The sequence below is a fragment of the Myceligenerans xiligouense genome (assembly GCF_003814695.1).
In the GTDB taxonomy this organism is placed as follows: Bacteria; Actinomycetota; Actinomycetes; order Actinomycetales; family Cellulomonadaceae; genus Myceligenerans; species Myceligenerans xiligouense.
The window spans coordinates 3,354,347-3,379,111 of the sequence record NZ_RKQZ01000001.1 but is presented as its reverse complement, the minus strand read 5'-3'; the positions used below and the strand labels follow the sequence as shown (position 1 = coordinate 3,379,111).

26 protein-coding genes are annotated in these 24,765 nt (G+C 72.6%); 15 read left to right on the top strand and 11 right to left on the bottom strand.

The window, feature by feature from the left end; translation table 11 throughout:
* Positions 1–52 precede the first annotated feature (52 nt).
* Positions 53–1,441: an MFS transporter gene (locus EDD34_RS14730; RefSeq protein ID WP_123815243.1), complete on the top strand. Its 1,389-nt coding sequence runs from the start codon at positions 53–55 to the stop codon at positions 1,439–1,441.
* A 277-nt stretch (positions 1,442–1,718) separates the two neighbouring features.
* On the opposite strand, the gene EDD34_RS14725 is transcribed toward EDD34_RS14730, so the two are convergent.
* The 3 genes from EDD34_RS14725 to EDD34_RS21615 form a co-directional block, all read right to left on the bottom strand.
* Complete coding sequence (locus EDD34_RS14725; protein WP_123815242.1) at positions 1,719–2,138, bottom strand: type II toxin-antitoxin system VapC family toxin; 420 nt, start codon at positions 2,136–2,138, stop codon at positions 1,719–1,721.
* Positions 2,135–2,419 carry a CopG family transcriptional regulator gene (locus tag EDD34_RS14720; protein WP_123815241.1) on the bottom strand — a complete coding sequence of 95 codons (285 nt, stop codon included), beginning with the start codon at positions 2,417–2,419 and terminating at the stop codon, positions 2,135–2,137. Before EDD34_RS14720 ends, EDD34_RS14725 begins: the two co-directional genes overlap by 4 nt.
* A 122-nt stretch (positions 2,420–2,541) precedes the next feature.
* A complete protein-coding gene (locus tag EDD34_RS21615; RefSeq protein ID WP_484199641.1) occupies positions 2,542–2,670 on the bottom strand; it encodes a hypothetical protein in 129 nt (42 codons plus the stop codon).
* Here EDD34_RS21615 and EDD34_RS20735 point away from each other — a divergent pair.
* Positions 2,651–2,791, top strand: coding sequence for a hypothetical protein (locus EDD34_RS20735; RefSeq protein WP_170177094.1), 141 nt, complete (start codon positions 2,651–2,653; stop codon positions 2,789–2,791). The two genes, EDD34_RS21615 and EDD34_RS20735, sit on opposite strands and share 20 nt — an antisense overlap.
* A 110-nt stretch (positions 2,792–2,901) precedes the next feature.
* On the opposite strand, the gene cysE is transcribed toward EDD34_RS20735, so the two are convergent.
* From cysE to EDD34_RS14705, 3 genes are all read right to left on the bottom strand, one after another.
* On the bottom strand, positions 2,902–3,501 hold the full coding sequence (cysE, locus tag EDD34_RS14715) for a serine O-acetyltransferase (protein WP_123815240.1): 600 nt from the start codon (positions 3,499–3,501) through the stop codon (positions 2,902–2,904).
* The gene (gene cysK, locus EDD34_RS14710; RefSeq protein WP_123816562.1) at positions 3,501–4,436 is read right to left on the bottom strand and encodes a cysteine synthase A; all 936 of its coding nucleotides are present in this window, start codon (positions 4,434–4,436) and stop codon (positions 3,501–3,503) included. The genes cysE and cysK overlap by 1 nt, the downstream gene beginning before the upstream one ends.
* A gap of 589 nt (positions 4,437–5,025) precedes the next feature.
* Positions 5,026–6,093: a lytic polysaccharide monooxygenase gene (locus EDD34_RS14705; protein WP_123815239.1), complete on the bottom strand. Its 1,068-nt coding sequence runs from the start codon at positions 6,091–6,093 to the stop codon at positions 5,026–5,028.
* Between the two features lie 578 nt (positions 6,094–6,671).
* Between EDD34_RS14705 and EDD34_RS14700 the strand changes: the two genes are divergently transcribed.
* The 6 genes from EDD34_RS14700 (at position 6,672) to paaE (ending at position 11,618) form a co-directional block, all read left to right on the top strand.
* Positions 6,672–7,526 carry a carbohydrate kinase family protein gene (locus EDD34_RS14700; RefSeq protein ID WP_123815238.1) on the top strand — a complete coding sequence of 285 codons (855 nt, stop codon included), beginning with the start codon at positions 6,672–6,674 and terminating at the stop codon, positions 7,524–7,526.
* A gap of 172 nt (positions 7,527–7,698) precedes the next feature.
* A complete protein-coding gene (gene paaA, locus EDD34_RS14695) occupies positions 7,699–8,727 on the top strand; it encodes a 1,2-phenylacetyl-CoA epoxidase subunit PaaA (protein ID WP_123815237.1) in 1,029 nt (342 codons plus the stop codon).
* Positions 8,724–9,020, top strand: a complete 297-nt coding sequence (gene paaB, locus EDD34_RS14690; protein ID WP_123815236.1) for a 1,2-phenylacetyl-CoA epoxidase subunit PaaB — start codon at positions 8,724–8,726, stop codon at positions 9,018–9,020. The genes paaA and paaB overlap by 4 nt, the downstream gene beginning before the upstream one ends.
* 12 nt (positions 9,021–9,032) lie before the next feature.
* Entirely contained in the window at positions 9,033–9,983 is a 951-nt protein-coding gene (gene paaC / locus EDD34_RS14685; protein WP_123815235.1) for a 1,2-phenylacetyl-CoA epoxidase subunit PaaC, read from the top strand.
* A 1-nt stretch (position 9,984) separates the two neighbouring features.
* Entirely contained in the window at positions 9,985–10,539 is a 555-nt protein-coding gene (paaD, locus tag EDD34_RS14680) for a 1,2-phenylacetyl-CoA epoxidase subunit PaaD (RefSeq protein ID WP_123815234.1), read from the top strand.
* Positions 10,539–11,618 carry a 1,2-phenylacetyl-CoA epoxidase subunit PaaE gene (paaE, locus tag EDD34_RS14675; protein ID WP_123815233.1) on the top strand — a complete coding sequence of 360 codons (1,080 nt, stop codon included), beginning with the start codon at positions 10,539–10,541 and terminating at the stop codon, positions 11,616–11,618. Before paaD ends, paaE begins: the two co-directional genes overlap by 1 nt.
* 10 nt (positions 11,619–11,628) lie before the next feature.
* On the opposite strand, the gene EDD34_RS14670 is transcribed toward paaE, so the two are convergent.
* The 3 genes from EDD34_RS14670 to EDD34_RS14660 form a co-directional block, all read right to left on the bottom strand.
* A complete protein-coding gene (locus EDD34_RS14670; protein WP_123815232.1) occupies positions 11,629–12,288 on the bottom strand; it encodes an SDR family oxidoreductase in 660 nt (219 codons plus the stop codon).
* 78 nt (positions 12,289–12,366) lie between these two features.
* On the bottom strand, positions 12,367–13,452 hold the full coding sequence (locus tag EDD34_RS14665; RefSeq protein ID WP_123815231.1) for an ArsR/SmtB family transcription factor: 1,086 nt from the start codon (positions 13,450–13,452) through the stop codon (positions 12,367–12,369).
* A 175-nt stretch (positions 13,453–13,627) separates the two neighbouring features.
* Positions 13,628–14,908: a DUF418 domain-containing protein gene (locus tag EDD34_RS14660; RefSeq protein ID WP_246012455.1), complete on the bottom strand. Its 1,281-nt coding sequence runs from the start codon at positions 14,906–14,908 to the stop codon at positions 13,628–13,630.
* A gap of 157 nt (positions 14,909–15,065) precedes the next feature.
* Here EDD34_RS14660 and EDD34_RS14655 point away from each other — a divergent pair, with 157 nt between their 5' ends.
* Positions 15,066–15,719: an RICIN domain-containing protein gene (locus EDD34_RS14655; protein WP_170177093.1), complete on the top strand. Its 654-nt coding sequence runs from the start codon at positions 15,066–15,068 to the stop codon at positions 15,717–15,719.
* 10 nt (positions 15,720–15,729) lie between these two features.
* Here the strand turns inward: EDD34_RS14655 and gad are convergent, their stop codons facing one another.
* Positions 15,730–17,121, bottom strand: coding sequence for a glutamate decarboxylase (gad, locus tag EDD34_RS14650; protein ID WP_123815228.1), 1,392 nt, complete (start codon positions 17,119–17,121; stop codon positions 15,730–15,732).
* 136 nt (positions 17,122–17,257) lie between these two features.
* On the opposite strand from gad, the gene EDD34_RS14645 reads away from it, so the two are divergent.
* Together EDD34_RS14645 and EDD34_RS14640 are read left to right on the top strand one after the other, a co-directional pair.
* Complete coding sequence (locus tag EDD34_RS14645) at positions 17,258–17,437, top strand: hypothetical protein (protein WP_123815227.1); 180 nt, start codon at positions 17,258–17,260, stop codon at positions 17,435–17,437.
* 66 nt (positions 17,438–17,503) lie between these two features.
* Positions 17,504–18,202: an HAD-IA family hydrolase gene (locus EDD34_RS14640; RefSeq protein WP_123815226.1), complete on the top strand. Its 699-nt coding sequence runs from the start codon at positions 17,504–17,506 to the stop codon at positions 18,200–18,202.
* A 71-nt stretch (positions 18,203–18,273) separates the two neighbouring features.
* On the opposite strand, the gene EDD34_RS14635 is transcribed toward EDD34_RS14640, so the two are convergent.
* Positions 18,274–18,522 (bottom strand): hypothetical protein, encoded by a 249-nt coding sequence (locus tag EDD34_RS14635; protein WP_123815225.1) that lies wholly within the window; start codon positions 18,520–18,522, stop codon positions 18,274–18,276.
* A 114-nt stretch (positions 18,523–18,636) separates the two neighbouring features.
* Between EDD34_RS14635 and EDD34_RS14630 the strand changes: the two genes are divergently transcribed.
* The 4 genes from EDD34_RS14630 to EDD34_RS14615 all read left to right on the top strand — a co-directional run bounded on the left by EDD34_RS14630 (position 18,637) and on the right by EDD34_RS14615 (position 24,763).
* Positions 18,637–20,403, top strand: a complete 1,767-nt coding sequence (locus EDD34_RS14630) for a GNAT family N-acetyltransferase (RefSeq protein ID WP_123815224.1) — start codon at positions 18,637–18,639, stop codon at positions 20,401–20,403.
* A 159-nt stretch (positions 20,404–20,562) separates the two neighbouring features.
* Positions 20,563–21,666 (top strand): LacI family DNA-binding transcriptional regulator, encoded by a 1,104-nt coding sequence (locus EDD34_RS14625; protein ID WP_123815223.1) that lies wholly within the window; start codon positions 20,563–20,565, stop codon positions 21,664–21,666.
* The gene (locus EDD34_RS14620; RefSeq protein ID WP_211341601.1) at positions 21,663–23,288 is read left to right on the top strand and encodes an FAD-dependent oxidoreductase; all 1,626 of its coding nucleotides are present in this window, start codon (positions 21,663–21,665) and stop codon (positions 23,286–23,288) included. The genes EDD34_RS14625 and EDD34_RS14620 overlap by 4 nt, the downstream gene beginning before the upstream one ends.
* A gap of 167 nt (positions 23,289–23,455) precedes the next feature.
* On the top strand, positions 23,456–24,763 hold the full coding sequence (locus tag EDD34_RS14615; RefSeq protein ID WP_123815222.1) for an ABC transporter substrate-binding protein: 1,308 nt from the start codon (positions 23,456–23,458) through the stop codon (positions 24,761–24,763).
* The last annotated feature ends 2 nt before the right edge of the window (positions 24,764–24,765 follow it).

Below are 24,765 nucleotides of genomic sequence, written 5' to 3'. Positions count from 1 at the left end.
CGCGTCCGAAATCCGCTCGCCGCGCCGGTGTTGCCGGGGGCAGGATCGGCGCGTGACATCTTCTCCGTCCCGCGGTGCCCTCGGCTTCTGGTCCGAGCTCCCCCGCGACGGTCGCTGGCTGTTGTCCACCGTGGTGGTCAATACCTTCGGCCGCGGCCTCACGCTCCCGTTCACGATCATCTACCTGCACGAGGTCCGCGGGTTCTCGCTCGACCTGGCCGGCACGCTCATGGGGCTGATCGCGGTCGCCGGGCTGATCGTGACCGGGCCCGCCGGCGTGCTGATCGACCGTTTCGGTGCGCGCAGCACGCTGCTGGCCGGGATGGCCTGCGCGATCGCCGGGCAGACGATCCTCGCCTTCGCGACCGTGCCCTGGGCCGCGGGTGTGGGGCTCGCCCTGTTCGGTGCCCAGTTCGGTGTCGCCTGGCCGGCGAACAACGCGCTGATCTCGACCGTCGTCCACGGCGACCTGCGGCAACGGTACTTCGGGGTGAACTTCGCGCTGGTCAACCTCGGTATCGGGGTGGGCGGTGTGTTCGGGGGCCTGCTGGTCGACGTCGAACGCCCGGTGACCTTCGTCGTCGCCTTCCTGGTGAACGCGGCGACGTTCGCCGCCCCGGTGGCCGTGCTTCTCGGGCCGCTGCGGCATCTCCGTCCCCGGGACGAGGGGGCCGTGACCTCCGGGGCGAGCGGCGCGGGGGAGAGGGGCGCCGGGGCGAGCGGCGTCGCCGGGCGTGCCGGTGCGAACGGAGCCGCGACCGGCTACCTCGCGATCCTGCGACGGCCCGAGGTCGCCTGGTTGACGGCACTGGCCGCACTCGCGGCGTTCGCCGGGTACGGGCAGTTGGAGAGCGGGTTCCCGGCGTACGCGCGGCAGGTCGCGGAGGTCTCCACGCGGGCGGTGGGTTTCGCGTTCGTGGTGAACACCGCGGTGATCGTGCTGCTGCAGTTCTGGGTGATGGAGCGTGCGCGGGGACACCGCCGGACCCGCGTGCTCGCACTCTTCGGGCTGATCTGGTCGGGGTCGTGGCTGGTGCTCGGCGTCTCCGGCCTGATGCCGGGCACGGCGGGAAGCGTTGCCGTCGTGCTGGGCTTCATGGGCGTGTTCGCGGTCGGGGAGGCCCTGCTGCAGTCCGCGCTGCCGGCCCTGACCAACGATCTGGCGCCCGACCACCTGCGCGGCCGCTACAACGCCCTCAGCTCGGCGGCTTTCCAGGTGGGCACCATCGCCGGCCCGGTCACCGCCGGCGTGCTGCTGGATCGCGGGCATCCCGCGCTGTTCATCGGGATGCTGGCCGCGGTCTGCGCCGGGATCACGGTGACGGCGTTCGTCCTCGGCCGCCGGGTCTCGCCCGACGTGGACGGGGTGCGCGGAGCCGACGGCGCCCCGCGCGCCGACGGTACGGCGCACGTGCGGTCGGGAGAGGTCGCGTCGACGTGAGTCGGCGGGCCGCCCGGTGAGCCCGGGCCGCCCGCCGACTCACGTCGCCGCGACCGTCAGCCCTCGTCGTCACGGACCGCGGACGCGGCAGGGCGGCGCACGTCCCGGCATGCCCACGGATCGCGGACAGCAGGAGTGGTCGTAAGACGGCGCGTCCATCCGCGCAGGACTGCGCCGTGGTCGCCGAGCAGATCGGTCACGAGGGCAAGAGCGGATGGTTGCCGGCCGATCGGGTGGTACCCCGGGCAACCATCCGCTCCCGCCGAACCGGTCAGGATCAGACCTTCAGAACGGCCGCCCTGTCGCCGACCAGCGCCGCGAGGTCGTCCGGGTCCGATGTGAGGATGAGCGGCGGCTTCGGGGAGTCGAGCGCAGTGGCACACAGCACTGCGTCGATCGCATGGGTATGCCCGTGCATCCTCGCCTCGGCGAGCAGATCCATGGCTCGCTTGGCGATTTCTTCGGTGACAGGCCTGACAGTCGCCCGTGAGTACGCCCAGGCGAAGGCTTCGCGCCGTCCTCTCGGGTGGCTCGCTTCGACCAGCGTCATGCTGCTCGTCAGTACCGGGAGCCCGAGCATGCGTGCTCGCTTCAGTTTGCTGAGTACCGTGCGGTTTCCTGCGACAATTCCGCTGAGCCCTTCACTGTCGAGGACGAGCGCGCCGAAGTCCGCCTCGCGTGTCCCGCGGCGTCTCATCCCTCACCCCTGATCTCGGCGGCGCGCTGGGCTCGGCGGCTGAGCATGGCCTCGTAAGCCTGGTCGATCTCTCGATCCGCGGCGGCCAGTTCCTCGTCCGTGAACTCGCCGTGCTCGGCCTCGTACTCGTTGAGGAACTCGTCGAGGCGGAGGCCCTGGATCTTCTCCTCCATCGTGCTTGCGATGAAGGCTGACAGTCCGGAGCTGCCCGCATACTGGCGCGCGGCCTCGGCGACGTCCTTCGGCATCGTGATCGAGTACTTGCCCATCTTCTCGGCCATGGACTCGATCCTACCGTCGATGCTACCGAGCAGCGACGGATTCATCGTGAGCATGGTTGGTCACCCCCTGAGTGAACGAAAGGCGCCGCCCGCGTGGCGGCGTGGTCTATGTAGCTGAAACTCTAGCTGTCATCGCCTGATCGCGCAGGCCGTGGCGACCCTTCTGTGGCTGCCGCGTACCTGCGAGCCAGGACCCGCAGGTGCTCCAGCAGTTCGGGCGGGTCCTCCACCGTGAAGTCGAACCCGAGCATCCCGATCCACACCGCGACGACCTCCAGGGCCGAGTACCCGGAGGGCGGCCACTTCGCTGCCCTCGAGGTCCCGGGCCTCGTGGTCGGGGATCTGCGCGAGTTCTTCGTGACGGCCGGGTGACCGGTCGGCAGAGACGGCTTCGGCGTCGACCCCCGGACCGGGGATCGACGCCGAAGAAGCCGTGTTCCGCCGCCGAGGAACGGGCGAACACGCTCCCCGGAGGCCCGCCGTCAGATCACGTACTCGATGAGCTGCGAGGGGTCCTCGACCGGGGTCGACGGCCGTACCGGCGCCGGCGTCCGGTTCCGCGCGGGAATCCCGACCGCGACCGCTCCGTTCGGCACATCGCGCGTCACCACGGCGTTGGCACCGATCTTCGCGTCGTCCCCGACCCACAGCGGCCCGAGCACCTTCGCGCCCGACCCGACCATGACCCGGTCGCCGAGCGTCGGGTGCCGCTTCCCGGGGCTCATCGAGCGCCCGCCCAGCGTGACACCGTGGAAGAGCAGGCAGTCGTCGCCCACCTCCGCCGTCGCCCCGATGACCACACCCATGCCGTGGTCGATGAACAGCCGCCGCCCGATCCTCGCGCCCGGATGGATCTCCACCCCTGTCAGCAGGCGGGAGGCCAGGGAGAGGACTCGTGCCGGCAGCCGCAGCGCCGGTCGCTGCCACATCGCGTGCGCGATGCGGTAGTGCCAGACGGCGTGCACACCCGGATACGTCAGGACGACCGCGCTCAGCGAGGTCGCGGCCGGGTCCTGGGCGCGCGCGGTCTCGGCGTCCTCCTTGAGGAGCTGGAGAAAGGTGGGCGCCCAGGACGTGGCCATCAGTCGACCAGGCCCTCGAACAGCAGCGTGGACAGGTAGCGCTCGCCGAAGCTGGGGATGATCACGACGATCGTCTTGCCGGCGTTCTCCGGACGCTTCGCGACCTCCAGGGCCGCGGACAGCGCCGCCCCCGACGAGATGCCGACCAGCAGGCCCTCCTCGCGGGCCGCGCGGCGGGCGAACTCGACGGACGTGGCCGCGTTCACGTCGATGACCTCGTCGTACACCGTGGTGTCCAGGATCTCCGGGACGAAGTTGGCGCCGATGCCCTGGATCTTGTGCGGGCCGGGGTCGCCACCGTTCAGGATCGGCGACTCCTCCGGCTCGACCGCGACGATCCTCACGTCGGGCTTGCGCTCCTTGAGCACCTGGCCGACGCCGGTGATGGTCCCGCCGGTCCCGATACCGGCCACGACGACGTCGACCGCGCCGTCCGTGTCGGCCCAGATCTCCTCGGCCGTGGTCTCGCGGTGGATCTTGGGGTTCGCCTCGTTGGCGAACTGGCGGGCGAGGACGGCACCCGGGCGTTCGGCGGCGATCTTCTCGGCCGCGGCCACGGCGCCCTTCATGCCCTCCGAGCCCGGCGTGAGGACCAGTTCGGCGCCGTACCCGCGCAGCAGCGCGCGGCGCTCCTTGGACATGGTCTCCGGCATCGCCAGGACGACCTTGTAACCGCGGGCGGCACCCACCCAGGCGAGGGCGATGCCCGTGTTGCCCGAGGTGCCCTCGACGATCGTGCCGCCCTCCTTGAGCTCCCCGGAGGCCTCGGCGGCGTCGATGATCGACACGCCGATGCGGTCCTTCACCGAGCTGGCCGGGTTGTAGAACTCGAGCTTGGCGAGCACGGTCGCCTCGAGGCCTTCGGTGAGGCGGTTCAGCTTCACCAGCGGCGTGTTCCCGATCAGCTTGGTCGCGTCGTCATAGATGCGGGCCATGGTGTCTCTTTCCTTCGTGTCGTCCAGCGGTTGCGGGTGGTTCTGCTCGACGGCCAGCGCCGGTGCATGCCTCTGGCCGTGCACCTCGTGCATGACGCCGCCGGTTCGTCCGTGGGGGTCCGTGGGGATGAGGGCGGTGCGGGAGCGTCGCACGGGCGTCGCGACCGGTGGTCCGTGCAGGGCACGGTGTCGACACGGGCCAGACGTGGCGTGGACGCTCTACCGACAGAGCCGGCACATTCGGACGATGCGCATGTGGGGGAGCCTAACTCCGCCACGACAGATCGACAAGATCGGTCTCATGTATTGGTCGCATCGATGGGTGGGGCTGCCGTGCCCGCCCGTCCGACCGCTCACGGCGAGCGTCGCGGAAGGCACGGCCGATGATGCGCGCGGAAGGCGCGGCCGCACGAGGAGACGTGCCACGGCCACGACCGAACCGTGCCAACGGTGAACGCCGGGGTGCCGACCGCGCGTGAGGTCGGCACCCCGGCGTCCGGGAGCCGGGGGAGGCCGCGTACCTGGATCGCGGCCGCCCCCGGCGTGCCGCGGGAGGGGCGTCCCGCGGCGGTCGTGAGCCGGGCTTCGGTCAGCCGGCGGAGCAGGTGGCGTCGAGCCCGCTCGTGCTGCCGCTGCCGAGGAACCCGACGGTGGTCGATCCGCCCGCCGAGAGGTTGCCGTTCCAGTCGACGTTCGTGAGGGTGCTGCCGGACGCGGTGGCGTTCCACGCCTGGGTGATCGTGGCGCCGCCCACCGTGACCTCCCAGCCGCTGATGGCCGAGCTGCCGGCGGTGACGGTGACGTCGGCCTGGTAGCCGCCGTCCCAGGTGTTGGTCACGGCGACCGCCGCGGTGCACTCCGCGGTGCCCGGGTCGTCCGTCGGGTCGTCCGTCGGGTCGTCGGTCGGGTCGTCGGTCGGGTCGTCCGTCGGGTCGTCCGTCGGGTCCGGCTGCGGGTCGTCGGGCCACAGGTCGCCGCCGCCGATGTTGATGTCCGAGCACAGGTAGTACGGCTGGTCGAGGTGGCTCGCCTGCCAGATCGTGTACAGCACCGCGCGGCCGTTGTAGCCGGACAGGTCCACGTCGGTCACGTACGGGGACTGGGTCGGGTAGGACCCCGTCTGCTTGACCAGGTCCAGGTCGTCCCAGCCGAGGCGCTCGGTGGTGGGGTCGAAGCTGGGCTTCGACACGTAGATCCGCAGGTAGTCGGCTCCGTGGTTGGCGCCGTCGGTGAGCGTCAGCGTGAAGTTGTGCGGCACGCCCTTCGCGACCCACTCGCCCGGGGTGTCCATGTAGTCGTACCTGCCGCCCTCGGTGTTGCCACCCGAGCAGAGCGTGCCGCTGGGCACGGCTGCCTCGTGGTTGCCGCCGACGTTCTCGCGGTAGAGGCCGTTCCAGTTCCACATGGCGCTGGGCTCGGCGTTCCAGGCTCCCCAGCACATCGGGTCGACGTCGGCCATCTCGGGGTTGAGGTGGTCGTCTCCCCAGCGGTCGAGGCAGCCGTAGTTGCGGGTGGGTGGGTCGGTGACGCTGCCGTGGGCCGCCGCCGGCGGTGCCATGGCGGTGTCCGCCGACACGACGGCGACCAGCCCCATCGGGGCGGCCAGCGCCATGGCGGCGGCCAGGATCAGGCCGCGCGTTCGCGCACGCACTGTCATGGGATGCTCCTCCTCGAGCTTCGGGCCGACCGGTCGGACGGCACGTCGATGTGCTGCTCAGACTGAGCGCTTCCGAGCACCCGCTGCCAGCTGCCGAATCGTTTACGACCCCCTGTCCCCTCACCCCAACCACCCCCCGAACCACCCCCCCGAACCGCACGTCCCGCCCGGCACCGGCTGCCGAGCCGCAAGTTGGATCGTCTCAATCACCGCTTGGCACGATTCACCCTGCGGTTCGGCGGGCGTGGGCTGACCTCGACCTGCGGTTCGGCGGGCATGGCGTGACTCAACTGCGGTTCGGGGGGTGTGGGGTGACTTCCCTGCGGTTCGGCGGGGCGGGGCGCGGTTCTCCCTGCGGTTCACCCTGTGGTTCGGCAGGTGGATGTCGGGTGGGCCGGGCATAGGGGGACCGAGGGGGCAGAGGGGGGCGGGGCGGGGTTCTCCCTGCGGTTCACTCTGTGGTCGGCGGGTGGTTGTCGGGTGGGGGGTGAGGGTGGCAGGGGGGGAGGGGCGGGGTCGGCGGGGAGGGGGGCGTGGCTGTTGGTCGGGTGCCGGGCAGGCCGGGCGAGGATGGGCCCATGAGCACACCCAGCACCGTCGTCGTCGGCCCTGCTTCCTGGAACACGCTCGTGCGGCTCGACGAGCTGCCCGCACCCCGGCCGCACACCGTCTTCGCGCGGGACAGCGTCCGGACGCTCGGCGGGACCAGCGCCGGCAAGGCGCTGCACCTCGCGGACCTCGGCGCCCCGGTCGCGCTGGTGACCGCCGTCGGCGACGACCCGGAGGCGGACCTCGTGCTCGGGGCGCTGGGCCGCGCCGGCGAGCACCTGGAGATCCTCGCCCACCGTGCGCCGGGCCCCACGGAGCAGCATCTCAACCTCATGACCGACGCCGGTGAGCGCGTATCGATCTATCTCGCGGTCACCACGGAGCCCGCTCGGCCCGACGACGAGCAGGTCGCCGCGCGCCTCGCGGGCGCCCGCGACGTGGTGCTCGATCTCGGCGCGAGTGGTGCCGAGCTGCTCGGCGCAGCCCGTGCCGCCGGCGCGGAGCTCTGGACCGACCTGCACGACTACGACGGCGTGAGCGAGTTCCACCGCCCGTTCGCCGACGCCTGCTCCCACATCTTCCTCAACGACGACGGCACGGACGATTACCCCGCGCTGATGCGGGCGCTGCTCGACCGTGGCGCCACCACGGTGGTGTGCACCCTCGGGGCGAAGGGCGCCGTGGCGCTGACCCGGCACGGGTGGGCCGAGTGCCCGGCCGAGCCGGCCGACGTCGTCGACACCAACGGGGCCGGGGACGCGTTCTTCGCCGGGTTTCTCGCGGCGCACCTGATGGGCGCGGCGACCGGCGAGTGCCTGCGGGCCGGAGCGCGTCAGGCGGTCCGGGCGCTCGGCTCGCCGCACCTGAGCCCGCTCCTCGACTGATCCCGGGGTCCGCCCGCGGGCCGGCGCCCCGAGCCCGTTCCCCGGCTGATACCCCGGACTCGCCCGGTCCCCGGCCCGGTCCCCGGCCTGCTCCCGGGCATTGCGTCCGCGGCCGCACCTGTGACACATTAGGAACCGAACGTTCGTTCAGTAATTCGCCACGGAGGTCACGATGACGTCGGCCGTCGAACCGGGGATCGACACCGCAGACCTCGAAGCGCACTTCGAGGCCACGATCGCGGACAAGGACCGCATCGAGCCGCGGGACTGGATGCCGGAGAAGTACCGCAGGACGCTGGTGCGCCAGATCGCGCAGCACGCCCACTCGGAGATCATCGGGATGCAGCCCGAGGGAAACTGGATCAGCCGCGCCCCCTCGCTGCGCCGCAAGGCGATCCTGCTCGCGAAGGTGCAGGACGAGGCCGGCCACGGGCTCTACCTGTACTCGGCGACGGAGACCCTCGGCGTCACCCGCGACGACCTCACCGAGCGGCTGATCTCCGGCGCGCAGAAGTACTCGTCGATCTTCAACTACCCGACGCTCTCGTACGCCGACGTCGGGACGATCGGCTGGCTCGTCGACGGCGCCGCCATCTGCAACCAGGTGCCGTTGTGCCGCACGTCCTTCGGCCCCTACGGACGCGCGATGATCCGCATCTGCAAGGAGGAGTCGTTCCATCAGCGCCAGGGATACGAGCTGCTGATGACGATGATGCGCGGCACCGACGAGCAGCGCGCCATGGTGCAGGAGTCCGTGGACCGTTTCTGGTGGCCGTCGCTGATGATGTTCGGCCCGCCCGACGACGCCTCCCCGAACACCGCGCGGTCGATGGCGTGGGGCATCAAGACCCACACCAACGACGAGCTGCGCCAGCGGTTCGTCGACATGACCGTCCCGCAGGCGGAGGCGCTCGGCGTGACGCTGCCCGACCCGGAGCTGGCGTGGAACGAGGAACGCCAGGCGCACGACTTCGGCGAGATCGACTGGGACGAGTTCTGGCGGGTGGTGGGCGGCGACGGGCCGTGCAACACGCAGCGCGTCGCGCACCGGAAACAGGCATGGGACGACGGCGCGTGGGTCCGCGAGGCGGCCACGGCGTTCGCCCGGAAGCAGGAGAGCGCCGTGACCGACGACGACGGAGCCGCGAGCGCCCCGAGCGACCTGACGCGGGCGTCCGTGGCGCGGGAGGAGACGACATGAGCGACGACGTGCGGGCCGAATGGCCCCTGTACGAGGTGTTCGTGCGCGGCAAGCGCGGTCTGAACCATGTCCACGTCGGCTCGCTGCACGCGCCCGACGACGCCATGGCGCTGCGCCATGCCCGTGACGTGTACACCCGCCGCAACGAGGGCGTCTCGATCTGGGTGGTGCGCTCGGACGCCGTCGCCGCGTCCAGCCCCGACGAGAAGGACCCGCTCTTCGCCCCCAGCGGCGACAAGGTCTACCGGCACCCGACGTTCTACTCCATCCCCGAGAACGTCCCCCACATGTAGTGGAGAACCACCATGCCCGACGACCGCGCCCCCGCGCGCCGCCCCGAGCACGAGGCCGACCACGACAACGCGTATGCCGGCCTGCTCGTCAACGACGCCCACTGGGCCTTCGGCACGGACTTCGAGGACCCGCTCGCCGGCGTGGACACCACCGTCCCCGACCGGGTGGACCCGTCCGTGCTGGCCGCCTACTGCCTGATGCTCGGCGACGACGCCCTCGTGACGTCCGAACGGATCTCGGAGTGGTGCAGCCGCGCACCGGACCTCGAGGAGGACATCGCGCTCGCGAACATCGCCCTCGACCTCCTCGGGCAGGCGCGGCTGCTGCTCGCGCGCGCCGCCGCCGCCGACCCGTCCGTCGTGCCCGGACTCCCGGACGACTCACCGGTGCCCGACGAGGACCGGCTCGCGTTCTTCCGCGACGACCAGCAGTTCCGCAACGTGCGGCTCGCCGAGCTGCCGAACGGCGACTTCGCCGAGACGATCACCCGCATCCTGCTCCTGGCCACCTGGCGGCTCGCCGTGTTCGAGCGCCTGACCGGCAGCCGCGACGCCGTCCTCGCCGCCGTGGCCGCCAAGGGCGTCAAGGAGCTGACCTACCACCGCGACTTCGCCGGCCGCTGGTTCCTCACCCTCGCCCGGGGCACGGACGAGTCCCGCCGCCGCGTGACCGCCGCGCTCGCGGAGCTGATGCCGTACTGGGGCGAGCTGTTCGAGACGCACGACGTCGAGGCCGAGGCGGCGAGGTCCGGGGCCGGCGTCGACCCCGCCGAGGTCGCCGACGAGGCCGAGGCGGTGCTCGACCAGGTGCTCGCCGTGAGCGGCGTCGACCGCCCGGAAGCCGCGCCGCGGGCCGGCGTCCGCGGCCGCACCGGACGCGACGGGATGCACACCGAGGCGCTCAGCCGGATGCTCGCGGAGACGCAGTCCGTCGCCCGTGCCCATCCGAGGGGGCGATGGTGACATGACTCCGACACGCACCGTGCGGGACATCCGCTCCCGGCCTTCCGGAGGCGCCGACGGCCTCGAACGGGCCCGCGAGGTCGCGGCGACCGTCGTCGACCCCGAGCTGCCCATGCTCACCCTCGCCGACCTCGGCGTCCTGCGGGACGTCGAGACCACCGGCGACGGCACCGTCGTCGTCTCCATCACGCCCACCTACTCCGGCTGCCCCGCGATGGCGACGATGCGTGACGACCTCGTGCGCCGCCTCCAGGAGGAGGGGTACGACGACGTCCGCGTCCGGGTGGCGCTGCACCCCGCCTGGACCACCGACTGGATCACGCCGGAGGGGCGCGCGGCGCTCGCGGAGGCCGGGATCTCGCCGCCCGGGACACGGAGTCCGGCCGGGCCCACCCCCGTCCCGCTCACCCTCGGGCCGACCCGCCGCGCGGTCCGCTGCGTGCGCTGCGGCTCGGCCGATGTCGAACTGACGTCGGAGTTCGGTTCGACGGCGTGCAAGGCGATGTATCGCTGCCGCGCCTGCCTGGAGCCGTTCGACCACGTGAAGGAGATCTGATGACGATCGGTGCCGAGGCGCCGGCCAGGACCGCCTTCCACACGCTGACCGTGGCCGACGTGCGGCGGCTCACCGACGACGCCGTCGCGGTCACGTTCGACGTGCCCGACGAGCTCCGCGACGTCTTCGACTTCGCTCCCGGGCAGTCGCTCACACTGCGGCGGGTGATCGACGGCGTCGAGCATCGCCGTACCTACTCGATCTGCGCGCCCGCCGGCTCGCCGCCCCGGGTCGGCGTGCGTGAGATCCCGGGCGGCCTGTTCTCGACCTGGCTGGTCCGCGAGGTGCGGCCCGGGACGAGGATCGAGGTGGCGGCGCCGTCGGGCAGCTTCCGCGCCGATCCCGCCGCCGGTGGACGACACCTGTGCATCGCCGCGGGCTCGGGCATCACGCCGATGCTCTCGGTCGCCGCGTCGGTGCTGGCGAACCCGGACACGCAGGTGACGATGCTGTACGGCAACCGGACGACGACGTCGGTGATGTTCGCCGAGGAGCTCGCCGACCTCAAGGACGCCCACCACCGCCGTTTCGACCTGGTGCACGTGCTGTCCCGGGAGCCGCGTGACGTCGAGCTGTTCTCCGGCCGGCTGGACGCCGACCGGCTCCGCCTGCTGCTGACCACGCTGATACCGGCGCCGGACATGGATCACGTCTGGCTGTGCGGCCCGTTCGGCATGCTGTCCGACGCCCGCCAGGTGCTCGACGAGCTGGGGGTGCCCCGCGAGCGGGTGCACTTCGAACTCTTCCACGTGGACGAGCCTCCACCGCAGCTCCGGCACGCCGACGCCGTGATCGAGGGTGTGACCAGCGATGTCACGGTGCTCCTCGACGGGCGCGGCACGACCACGCCGATGGCTCGGGACACCACCGTGCTGGACTCCGCCCAGCGGGTCCGCGGCGACCTCCCGTTCGCGTGCAAGGGCGGCGTCTGCGGCACCTGCCGGGCCAAGGTGTGTGCCGGGGAGGTGGACATGGTGCGCAACTACGCTCTCGAACCCGACGAGGTGCGGCGCGGCTTCGTGCTCACCTGCCAGAGCTTCCCGGTCAGCGACGAGGTCACGGTCGACTACGACGCGTGAGGGCCGGCACCTACCCGTGGGCGGCGCGGGCGACGGCTTCCGCGACCGGTGTGTCGCCGCCCACCAGGTTCCACTGGTGGCCGACCGTCTCGTCGTCGTCGAGCACGGCCGCCAGGACGGCGGCGACATCCGCCCGGGTGACGTCGCCGCGTTCGGCGTCGGTGCCGAGCGCGACCAGGCCCGTGGCCGGGTCGTCGGTGAGCCGGCCCGGGCGGATGATCGTCCAGTCCAGGTCCGACGCGCGCAGCGCCGCGTCGGCGTCGCGCTTCGCCTCGACGTAGGCGCGCCACACGTCGCCCTGGTCGAGCGGGGGCAGGTGGTCGACACCGATCGCCGACACCTGGACGAACCGCGCGATCCCGGCCTCACGCGCGCCGTGGACGGACTTCAGCGAGCCTTCGAGGTCGACGGTCTGCTTCCGTTCGATGTTGCCGTCGGGTCCCCCGCCCGCCGCGAACACCACGGCGTCGCACCCCTCGAACGCCGCGGTGAAGTCGGTCGCTTCGGCGTGCTCGATGTCGAGGGGACGGACCTCGGCACCGAGGCGCCGGAGCTCGTCGTGGTAGGACTCGTTCCGGACGAGGGCGACGGGGGTGTGGCCCGCCCGGACCAGGAGCGGATGGAGGTGCAGGGCGACCTTTCCGTGGCCGCCGACGATCGCGATGCGCATGCGGGCCACGATACGGGCCGTCCCGCACGAGTCGAGTCAGCGACCCGCCTCCCGCCCCGGATGCCCGCCGGGACACGATCAGCCCGGGACCCCCTCCGCGCACGAGGCCGCGACGCTCTCGTCGGCCGCCGGCTCCGGGACCGGCTTCGGGACCGGCTTCGGGACCGGCTGCCGCCGCGTGACGACCTCCCCGCGATCGGTCGCCGCCAGCAGCCGGGCGCCCAGGGACGTGAGGGTGTGGACCACGTAGCGCCCGTCACGCCGCGACACGACCAGCCCCGCCTGGCGGAGCACGGCGGCATGCTGCGACGCCGACGCGGGCGAGGTCGCCGTGCGGCGCGCCAGGGCTCCCGTCGTCACCGGCGTCACCAGCGCACGCAGGGCCGCGGCGCGTGTGCGCCCCAGCAGGAGGGAGAGGGACCCGGTGGCCCGGCCGTCCCGGTCGTCACCGTACGGGGCGTGCGCCACCGGGAGGACGAGCGTCGGTTCCAGCGCCGGGTCCGCGAACGTGACGGGCACCTGCCCGCAGAAGTAGGACGGAACGAGCCGGAGGCCGCGGCCCGCCAGGTGGATGTCCCGGTCCGGTCTCCCGTCGTCGACCCGCAACGTCCGCCCCGACCAGGTGGCCGCCGGGTGCAGCGCGGCGAGCGCGTCCTGCGCCCCGGCCGTCACCAGCGTGTGCGCCCGAGCGGCACGGTCCGTCTCCACGGCGGACCGCACCCGCTCCCACACCGGCGCGACGGCGTGCCGGTGGTACGCGGTGATCGTCGCCCGGAGGCCGTTCAGCGCGGGCCGTTTGCCGCCGGCGAGGTGGTGCACCCAGCCGGACATGGGCCTGCCGACGTCGAGCCGCGCCAGCTCCGCGGCCATCCGCCCCGTCGGCGTGCCGAGTACGGCGTCGACCCCGGACGCGAGGTCGTCGCTGCCGGCCTCCGGGACCAGGAAGTCCGGGCAGTACCCGCGCGGCGGCGTGAGATGCAGGTACGGCAGCGCCTGCCGCGGGAGGTCCCGGACCACCGCCGCACGCCACCGCCCGAGCTCCGCCCGCGACCCGACCGGATCGTTCACCAGGCGCGCGCTCAGCCGCGTCTCCCAGAGGGGGTCGGCCCCCGCCGCCAGCCGGACGCGCCCGAGGTCGTCGGCGGTGAAATGGATCCGCAGCATGCCGTGCCTCCGCCAGATGGATGGGACGGGCACCGGCCGGCACCCGCACCACCTACCTGACCAGGTATCACTTTCAGCCCGCTCTCACGCGGCTGTCGGCTCCCCTCGGCCGGCCGGCCGGCCCCGGCCCGGCCCCGGCCCGGCGCGGCCCGGCGCGGCCCGGCGCGGCCCCGCCTCAGGAACGTGGGCGGCCGTACGCCAGCCTGCGCAGCAGGACCTCCGCCGGGCCCCGCGCCCCGCGATTCTCCTGCCAGACGGCGAACACGACCGTGACCGCCCAGACCCCCACGGCGTACAGGAACATCGACCAGGACGACAGGTGCTGCCCCAGGCCGAGGCCCCAGGCGGTGAGGACCGGCGCGCACAGCACCGACTGCAGCAGGTAACAGGTCAGGGACCGCTTGCCCACCGCCTGCAGCGCACCCGCCACCGGACCGTCGATCCGCAGTGCGCTCGCGGGCCGGTCGCCGGGCGCGGGCGCTCCGGCGCGGCGGCGGCGCCGGGCGACGCCGTGCCCCACGAGACCGAACAGTGCGACGTATCCCAGACCGGCGAAGAACCCCGTGAAGCCCTGGACGAAGAAGAAGACCCAGGACGCGGCGTCCGGCACGTCCCGCACGCCGACGTGGTCGAGCGCGCTCGGAAGGCCACCGAGCACGCCGATCGTGATGCCGATCGCCGCGACCCGGCGCAGCAGCGGCAGGTGGTCGCCGGGGTTCTCGAGGATGCCGCGGCGTCCGGCCCAGAACGCGAGCAGGATCATCGTCGGGACCACCAGCCCCGCGAGGCCCTGCCCCACCGTCACGTAGGCCCACAGGCTGAGCCGGGGGCCGATGGACGCGAGGTAGGAGTCCTGGGAGATCGACGCGTCGTCGATCGCGAACGCGGTCTCCAGCTCGGCGGCCTCGGCGGGTGGGAGCTGCGCGGTGAGGTACGCGCCGCCGACGGCGAGGACGGTGCCGATCGCGAGCAGGCCCAGCAGCACGGACGCCCACGTGATGAGCGTGGTGTCGGTGCGGCGCAGGAAGAGCCACACCAGCAGCAGCCCGGCCAGGCCGTACGCGCCCAGGACGTCCCCCATCCAGAGCAGGGCCGCGTGGACGAACCCGAAGGCCAGGAGCCACAGGTTGCGGAACTGGAGCAGGCGCCGGGCACGCCTCTCGGAGGTCCCCGCCGCGATCTGGCGGGAGTACAGCTGCATCATCCCGTAGCCGAACATGAACGCGAACATCGGGTAGATGCGCATGTCGACGACGGTGATGACGAAGAAGTCGGTGGCCTGGTCGAGCCACGACCCGCCCACGGGGTGGGAGCTGCTCGCCGAGATCTCGCGGCCCCACAGGTAGAACGGGGTGTTCGCAACGGCGATCAGCAGCAGCATGAAGCCGCGGGCGAGGTCGGGGGCGGGGGCGCGTTCGGCGGCGCGGACCGGGCCGCGGGTGAGGGTGGTCGACACCAGGCCATCGCAGCACGCGAGATGGGCGAGCGCCAGAAAAATCGGGCGTCCCGCTGGGTGGTCCTCGGCCGGGGGCACGGCACGGCGCGGGTGCGAGGACATCACGGCACGGTGCACGGTAGGGTCTCCCCGGTCCGTCGGGAGGAGGCACGAGGCGATGTACGACGCCGGACCGCCGGCCCGGGCCGGCGCGGCGACCGTGCTCACATGGCTGGTCGCCGGGGCGCTCGTGCTCGGCGCGATCCTTGCCACCACGTGGCTGTTGAGCAGGGACGGCGTGAGGTCGCCCGACGGCGCGGGTCCCACCCCGGCCGTGAGCTCGGCCGAGCCGGTCGTGCGCGAGTCCGCCGGAGCGACGGAGCGGCCGGGCGCCGGGCCGAGCGCGGAGCCGAGCGACGAGCCCAGCCCGGCCCCACCCGCGGACCCGCCGGTCGTCGCGCTCACGGGCAGTGGTTCGGGGCGTTGCCTCGACGTACCGGGCGCGAACTTCGCCGACGGCGTCGCGCTGCAGATCTTCGACTGCAACGACGGCGTCGCCCAGCAGTGGACGGTCACGGCCGCGGGCGAGCTGCGTATCGGGGGCACGAAGTGCCTGGACGACGCCAGCGGCGGGGCGGACGGCACCCCTGTCACCGTCCAGGAGTGTCACGGCGGCGACAACCAGCGGTGGAGCGCCCCGGGCGACGGCACCGTACGCGGCGTCGCCACGGGACTCTGTCTGGACGTCGAGGCAGCGGGCACGGAGAACGGGAGCCCCGTCAACGTGTACGGGTGCCACCTGGGCCCGAACCAGCTCTGGGGCATCGGCTGACGGCTGCCCGTCAGTGGTGGAACGCCGAGGCGCGGTCGCGGTCCGTGGTGGGCCGGCTCGGCGGGGTGGACTCCAGGTGCGCGGCGGCGGTGCGGAGGTCGTCGAGCAGCCGGTCCGCGAGGTCCATGCCCAGGCCGTTGCGCACCACGACGCGCTGGACGGTGACGTCCTCCAGATTCGCGGGCAGGGGGTAGGCCGGCACCTGCCAGCCGTGCATGCGGAGCCGGTCCGAGAGGTCGTAGAGGGTCCACGGCCGCGCGCCGCCGTCGTCGGCCGGGCGTAGGCGCCACGCGAGGACCGGGAGGTCCAGGGTCTCGTTCCACGGCTCGAACGGTCCCGCCCCGCCGATCTCGCGTGCGAGGTGGCGGGCGACGTCGAGCGTCGCGCTCTGGATGTCCGTGAACCCGCTGACGCCGTGCCGCAGGAACGTGTAGTACTGCAGCAGGACCTGCGCGCCGGGCCGGGAGAAGTTCAGGGCGAACGTCGGCATGTCGCCGCCGAGGTAGCTGACGCGGAACACCAGCGACTCCGGCAGGAGCCCGGCGTCGCGCCATGCCACCCACCCCACGCCCGGGTAGACGAGCCCGTACTTGTGGCCCGACGTGCTGATCGAGGCGACACGTTCCACCCGGAAGTCCCAGGCGAGGTCGGGCTGCACGAACGGCGCGATCATCGCGCCGGACGCGCCGTCGACGTGGATCGGCACGTCGACGCCGGTCTCCGACGCGAGGACGTCCAGCGCGGCCGCGATCCGCGCCACCGGCTCGTACATCCCGGTGTAGGTGACGCCCATGATCGCGACCACGCCGATCGTGTTCTCGTCGACGTGGTCACGCACCGTGTCGCCGTCGAGCGTGGGGTGGCCGTCGCTGATCGGCACGTACCGCGGCTCCACCTCGAAGAAGTTGCAGAACTTCTCCCAGCAGACCTGCACCGCGGAGCTGAGCACCAGGTTGGGCCGCTCCGCCGGGAGGCCGGCGTCGCGGCGCCGTTCCGCCCAGCGGCGCTTCAGTGCCAGCCCGGCGAGCATGCACGCCTCCGACGAGCCCGTCGTGGAGCACCCGACCGCGCGGTCCGGGTCGGGCGCGTGCCACAGGTCGGCCAGCATCTTCCAGCAGTAGGTCTCGATCGCCGCCGTGGCGGGGTACTCGTCCTTGTCGATCATGTTCTTGTCGTAGGCGGCGGCGTAGAGCTTGTCGGCGTGTTCGTCCATCCAGGTGGAGACGAACGTGGCGAGGTTGAGGCGGGCGTTGCCGTCGAGCATGGCGTCGTCGTGCACGAGCTGGTAGGCGGTCTCGGGCAGCATGGGGCCGCCGGGGAAGCGGTCCCGCGGGGCCGACGTCGTCTCACCCGGCCGGGCGAAGATCGGGTTCAGCTCGATGTCACGCGGACGACTGCTCATGGCGGGCTCCGGTCCGTCGGCGGTGTTCCGGAGTCCACACTGCCGGGCGTCGTCCGCATCCGCATCGGGAGCCCGTGGACGACGGCGGCCGTGCGGGCTCGGTCCCGCAGGCATAACCTGGCCGCGGAGGTGCGACATGGCTGACAGCAACGCGGGCGCCGCAGGGGGAGCGATCTACGGGATCGGGATCTTCGGGGCGCTGGTCTACTTCTGGCAGCAGGCCGACGGCTTCTGGGAGTACGTGTGGGCGATCGTCCAGGGGCTCTTCTGGCCGGCGTTCATGGTGTATGAGGGGTTCGCGGCACTCGGCGCGTGACGGCGGGCCCCTCGCCCCCGCGTTGCGGTGGGCACGTCCGCCTCCGGGTTCGGTATCGTCCGAGCCATGGCACCCCGACTCTCCCCGGCCTCGCGGCAGGCCGTGGTGTTCGACGTCCTCGGCACGCTGGTGGACCAGGCCGGAAGCCTCCGGGACGAGGTGGCCGAAGCGGCGGGTGTCGCCGTCACCGACGCGGCGCCGATCGTCGAGGCCTGGCTCGGCCACGTCGCGCGGCAGGAACGGGCGATCGTCGACGGGGAGCGCCCGTTCGTTCCCGGGCGGGTACTCGACCTGGAGGCGCTGCGGTGGCTGGCCGACGGAGGGCTGCTGCCGTCCGCGGCCGTCGAGCGGCTCACCTCCGCCTCCGAGCGGCTACGGCCGTGGCCGGACACCGTCGGCGCACTGGACCGGCTCAGCCGCGACGTCACGGTGATGGGTCTGTCGAACGCCGACCGGCGCACCCTGGCCGGGCTCAGCGGCAACCGAGGGCTCCGCTGGCACCAGGTGCTGTCCGCCCAGGACGCGGGCACCTACAAGCCCGCCGCGGCGTTGTACGCGACGGCCGTGGCCGCGGCGCCGTCCGACGCCGGAACACCGATCATGGTCGCCGCCCACGCCTGGGACCTCCGGGCGGCGGCCGCCGCGGGGATGCGCACGGCCTACGTGCCGCGCCCTGGCGGCGACGCGCCGGTGCCCGGCGACTCCTTCGACATCCACGCCGCTGACCTCCGGGAACTGCACGGCCGCCTCACCGCGGGCGAGTGACGTCCGGGCCGGGCGCGGTGACCGGGGCGGATCGGACCTGGCGTCGGGCCGGGCGTTCGGGCCGGGCGAGGTCACCAGCCGTCGTCGCGGCGGGCGGGCCGGTCGCGGTCGAGGTCGTCCTGCCGCTCGTCCGCTCCGGCGGCCCGGTTGACCGCGCGCCACACCCATATCCCGAGAAGCACGAACGCGGTGATGCCCCAGAGCAGTGCGGGATCCGCGCGCGTGATCGCGGCGAACTGCAGGATCACGGGGACGAGCAGCGCCAGGATCACCACCCAGCCGAGGACGATCTTCGTGGTCCGGGACGACCTGATGGCCACTCGCTGCTCCTGACGTAGACGTCCGACAGGGACGAGTGTTTCACGCCGCGCCGCGCTGCTCTCGCCTCCGGCGATGCTTGTCCTCGACAGAACCTCTGACTAGTGTCAGACAACATGACCGAGGAGACGCAGATCGACACCGTTCGCGCTTTCAACCGCGTCGTCACCGAGAGGCTCGGGGTCCTCGAGGATCGGTATCTCTCGCGTGATCGATCGCTGGGCCTGGATCGCATGCTGTGGGAAATCGGGGCCGACGGCATCGAGGTCCGCGAGCTGAGGGACCGTCTCGGACTCGACTCCGGATATGCCAGCCGGCAGCTTCGCGCGCTGGAGCGTGAGGGGCTGATCACGGTGGCGGCGTCGGAGCAGGACAGTCGCGTCCGCCGCGCGAGGCTGACCGCATCCGGGCTCGCGGAGCTGGGCGTCCTGGACCGGCTCTCGGACGAGCTGGTCGAGGAGATCCTGACTCCGCTCAGCGAGCGTCAACGCGCGGAGCTCGTGGACGCCACCGTGACCGTACGACGCCTGTTCACGGCGTCGGAGGTGACGATCGTCCCGGCGGATCCGGCAACGGCCGCGGCGCGACGGGCCGTGCACACCTACCACCGGACCCTCGACGAGCGCTTCGACGGCGGGTTCAACCCGGACCGGAGCCTGACCGCCGCCGCCGACGCGCTTCGTGCGCCCTCGGGGCGGTTCTTCCTCGCGGTGCTGAAGGACGCTGCGGTCGGATGCGTCGGTGTCACCACCGACGGCGCCCACGCGGAGATCAAGCAACTGTGGGTGGCACCCGAGGTGCGTGGCCTCGGAATCGGAAGCCGTCTGCTCGCGACGGCCGAGGAGGCCGCCGCGTCGCTCGGGGCAGGCGTGGTCCGGCTCGAGACCAACGGATCTCTCACGGAGGCGATCGCCCTGTACCGGGCTCGCGGGTACCGCGAGGTTGCCCCGTTCAACGATGAATCCTACGCGCACCACTGGTTCGAGAAGCCACTGAGCGCCGGCCCCGGCGGCCCGTCGGGCCACGTCGGTTTCCTCGGGCTGGGCATCATGGGCCTGCCCATGGCTCGACGGCTGGCACGCGGCGGCATCCCGCTGACCGTGTGGAACCGGACACCGAAGGCCGACGAGGAACTCGCCGCCGCCGGCGCGCGCACGGCTTCCTCCGTCGCCGAGGTCTTCGCGCGGTGCGAGACCGTGTTCGTGATGCTTCGCAACGAAGCCGCCGTCGACCAGGTCCTCCGCGGTGCCCCCGGAACGCTCGCCGCCCTCGTCGCCGGGCACACGATCGTCAACATGGGCACCCTGTCGCCCGGGTACTCTGCGGCGCTCGCCGCAGAGGTCGAGCAGGCCGGCGGGCACTACGTCGAGGCCCCGGTGTCCGGGTCGCGCGCGCCTGCCGAGGAGGGCAAGCTCGTCGCGATGGTCGCCGGCCGGACCGACGTCGTCCGGCGCGTGGTCCCGCTGCTCGCCCCGATGTGCGCGCGGACCACCGCCTGTGGCCCCGTCCCTTCCGGTCTCACCACGAAGCTCGCCGCCAACGTGTTCCTCATCGCCCTCGTGACCGGGCTTGCCGAGGCCTTTCACTTCGGCGAGAAGCACGGCCTCGACCCGCACCTGCTCCGGGGCGTCCTCGATGCCGGGCAGATGGCCTCTCCCATCTCCCGTGTCAAGACGGCCAAGCTGGTCGCGGACGACCTCACGGCGCAGGCGGCGATCTCCGACGTGCACATGAACGCCGAGCTCATCGGCGAGGCCGCGGCCGCCGCGGGCGTGAACGTCCCGCTCAGCGACGTGTGCCGGGCGCTCTACGGAGACGCTGTCGCACGTGGCGACGGCGCCGTCGCCATGGTCGGCATCGTCCGTACGATCGCCGCTACCTGAGCCGTGAGCCGTCCGCCGCCTGGCGGCCGGGTCGTGGCGGCTGCCACGACCCGGCGGCGTCCGCTAATAATGCGCATCATCAGATTGACCGCGTGATCGGCGGGCGGTGAGACTCGGGGCGTCATCGAAGACCTGACGAGTGGCGTTCGAGGAGGAACCATGCCGCGTCGCCGCATCACCCAGACGGACGTCGCCGCGATGGCGGGCGTCAGCCAGGCCACCGTCTCGTTCGTGCTCAACGGCAACACGCCGGCCGGGGTGCGCATCGGCGAGGAGACCCGCCAGCGCGTGCTGGACGCGATCCGCATCACCGGCTACACGGCGAACCCGCTCGCGCAGCGCCTGGCGGGCGGGCTCACCCAGATCCTCGGCGTGTTCACCTACGAGGCCACGTTCCCCCGCGCCGGCCGCGACTTCTACGGGCCGTTCCTCGTGGGGATCGAGCACGCCGCCGAACGGCTCGGCGTCGACCTCCTGCTGTTCACGAGCGCGCCCGCCACGGGTGGCCGACGGCAGCTCACCCGCGACGGCTGGCAGCGGCTCGGCGTGGCCGACGGCTGCCTGCTGCTGGGCCAGCACGAGGACCGGGGCGAGCTGCAGCACCTGCTCGACACCAACTACCCGTTCGTCTTCATCGGCAAGCGCGGCAGCGACGGCGGCCGCCTCCCGTACGTCGGCGCCGACTACGTCGAAGCCACCATGCGCCAGGTCGACCGCCTCACCGCGCTCGGGCACCGGCACATCGGCTACGTCGGCGTGCGCGGCACCGACCAGCCCACGCTCGACCGCGTCGAGGGCTACCGCACGGCGCTCAAGGCCCAGGGGCTGACGCCGTCGTTCGTCGAGACCGACGACGTCGCCGCGGCCGCCGGCGAGATCCTCGCCCGCTCGCTCACCGCCGTCGTCGTCGCACCCGAGAACCATCCCGAGGAACTCGCCGACGAACTGGAGCGCCGCGGCGCTCGCGTGCCCGGAGACGTGTCCGTGCTGCTGCTCGGCCAGCCGCACCATCCCCGGCGCGACGGCCGGCGCTGGTCCGGCTTCTCCGTGCCGCGCGAGGAGATGGGGGTGCGGGCCCTGTACCTCCTCTCCCGCCTCGTGGCCGACGACGGCAAGCGGGACCGTGAGACGCGGCGCGCGTCCGCCGTGCCCGACGCCGAACTGCACCAGCTCCTGAACTGCCCGGACGTGGAAGGCGCGACCGCCGCCCCGCCTCCCGCCGCCACCGACCGCACCCCCGACGACAGGACGGACCCCACGTGACCCAGCAAGACCTGCAGACCGACGTGCTCGTCGTCGGCGCCGGGCTCGGCGGCATCGCCGCGGCCCTCGCCGCCGCCGGGCGTGGTGCCCGCGTCGTCCTCACGGAGGAGCATCCCTGGATCGGGGGCCAGCTCACCTCCCAGGGGGTCCCGCCCGACGAGCACCCCTGGGTCGAGCGCTTCGGCGTCACCGCCCGCTACCGCGCACTGCGCGACGGCATCCGCGACGTCTACCGCCGCCGGTACCCCCTCACCGAGGCCGCCCGCGCGTGGCAAGCGCTGAACCCCGGCGCCGGCTGGGTCTCCAAGCTCTGCCACGAGCCGCGCGTCGCCGTCGGCGTCCTGGAGGAGATGCTCGCCCCCCACCGCTCCGCCGGCCGCATCCGGCTCCTGGAACGCGTGCGCCCGACGTCGGCCACCACCGACGGCGACCGCGTGACGTCCGTGACCCTCGCCTCCGTGGCCGGCGGACCGGACGTGACCGTGAGCGCCGCGTACACCATCGACGCCACCGAGACGGGCGAGCTCCTCCCGCTCACCGGCACCGAGTACGTCACCGGGTTCGAGGCGGCGTCCGAGACCGGCGAGCCGAGCGCCCCCGCCACCGCGCAGCCCGACAACGTGCAGGCCCTGAGCGTCTGCTTCGCCGTCGAGCACGTCGACGGGGACCACACCATCGACCGGCCCGAACGCTACGACTTCTGGAGCTCGTACGCGCCCGCCGCGTGGCGCGGCGAGCGCCTGCTGTCCTGGACGGCCCCCAACCCGCGCACCCTCGCGCTCGACGAGCGCACCTTCACCCCGAACCCCGGCGACGACCCGCTCCGGGTCGACGCCGACCAGTCGAAGAACGCCGGTGACGGGAACCTCTGGCTGTTCCGCCGCATCGCCGCCCGCGATCTCCTCGAACCCGGGTTCCGCGACAGCGACCTGTGCCTCGTGAACTGGCCGAGCATCGACTACTTCCTCGGTCACGTCCTGGACGTGCCGCGCGACGTCGAGCAGGCGCGGATCGCCGACGCCCGCCGGCTCAGCCTCTCGATGCTCTACTGGATGCAGACCGAGGCTCCCCGGCCCGACGGCGGCACCGGCTTCCCCGGTCTGCGCCTGCGCCCGGACGTCATGGGCAGCGCCGACGGCCTCGCGCAGGCCGCCTACCACCGCGAGTCGCGCCGTATCCGCGCCGTCACCACCGTCACCGAGAACGATGTCTCCCACGCCGTGCGCGGCGACCGGGGCGCCACCCGCTACGACGACTCGGTCGGTGTCGGGATGTACCGCATCGACCTGCACCCCTCCACCGGCGGCGACACCTACATCGACGTGCCGTCCACGCCGTTCGAGATCCCGCTCGGCGCCCTCCTGCCGCGACGGACCACCAACCTCCTCGCCGCGAACAAGAACATCGGCACCACCCACATCACCAACGGGTGCTACCGGCTCCATCCCGTCGAGTGGAACGCCGGCGAAGCCGCCGGCCACCTCGCCGCCCACTGCCTCGCCACCGGCCGCGTCCCCCACGAGGTCCAGGAGAAGCCCGACCCGCTGGCCGACTACCAGCGCGAACTCATCGCCTCGGGGGTCGAGCTGCGCTGGCCGGAGGGAGAGGTCCATCCCTACTGAACCGCCGGCGCCCTGACCGGCCCAAACCATGCGGTCGGCCACTCGGCGAGTGGTCGGTCCGATGTCGAAGAAGTCGGCTCCCCAGGGGGCCGACCGCACGGACATCGAACCGACCGCACGACAACCGGCCGGCCACCCTCACCCACCCTCAGTCCGAAGGAGTACTGATGCACACCCCGATCCGCCGATCGCGAGCCGCCGCCGGCGCCGCGCTCGCCACGGCCCTGACCCTCACCGCCTGTTCCGGCGCGGAACCCGCCGCCCTCGGCGACCCCGAGACGCCGTCCGAGCCCGTCGACCTGCGCATGACCGTCTGGACCGCCGACGAGAAGCACCTGGAGATGTTCCAGGAGATCGGCGATGCCTACGCCGCCGCGAACCCGGACCTCGTCGCCGGCGTGACCTTCGAGACCATCCCGTTCGAGGACTACACCACCACGCTCACCACCCAGCTCGCCGGCGGCAACCCGCCCGACCTCGCCTGGGTGCTGGAGAGCTACGCACCCGAGTTCGTCTCCAGCGGGGCGCTCGCGGACCTGGGCCCCGTCCTGGAGAGCACCGACGGGTACGACGTCGACGACCTCGTGCCCAGCACGCTGGAGCTGTGGCAGGACGACGAAGGGCTCTACGCCTACCCGTTCTCGAACAGCCCCTTCGCCGTGTTCGTCAACACCGACCAGATCGCCGCCGCGGGCCAGGACGACCCGGCCGGGCTGGTGGAGTCGGGGGAGTGGACGTTCGACGCTGCCCGCGACATCGCGGCCGCGACGGCCGAGGACTCCGGCAAGCAGGGGCTGGTGGTGCGTGACTTCGACTACCAGCTCTGGGAGAACCTCTCGACGGTGTGGGACGGCTGGGGCGCCGCGCCGTGGAGCGAGGACGGCACGCAGTGCACGTTCACCGACCCGGAGATGGTCGAGGCGATGCGGTGGATCCACGACGCCACGTTCGACGACGGCGCGCTGCCCGGCCCGGGCACCACGGCCGACTTCTTCGCGGGTGACGCGGCCATGACGATCACGCAGATCAGCCGCGCGTCGGCGCTCGACGGCTCGTTCGAGTGGGACCTGCTCCCGCTCCCGGCGGGACCGGCGGGTCAGCAGAACGTGATCGGCCAGGCGGGGATCGGCGTGTTCACCCAGGGGGAGAACCCCGACGTGGCCGCGGACTTCCTGGCGTACTTCACCAACCCGGGCAACGCGGAGAAGCTCGCGACCTACTTCCCGCCGCCGCGTGCCTCGTTGCTGGACGCCGGGACGCTGTCCGCCGCGAACCCGCTGCTGAGCGAGGAGCAGCTCCAGAGCGTCGTCGTGGACGGCATCGAGGGCGCGGTCACCAAGCCGGTGCACCAGAACTTCGCGAAGCTGTCGGAGACGGTGCGGGCCGAGCTCGACGCGATGTGGGCCGAGGACGCCGACGTCGCCGCCGTCCTCGACGAGACCTGCGCGGTGATCCAGCCGCTCCTGGAGGAGTGATC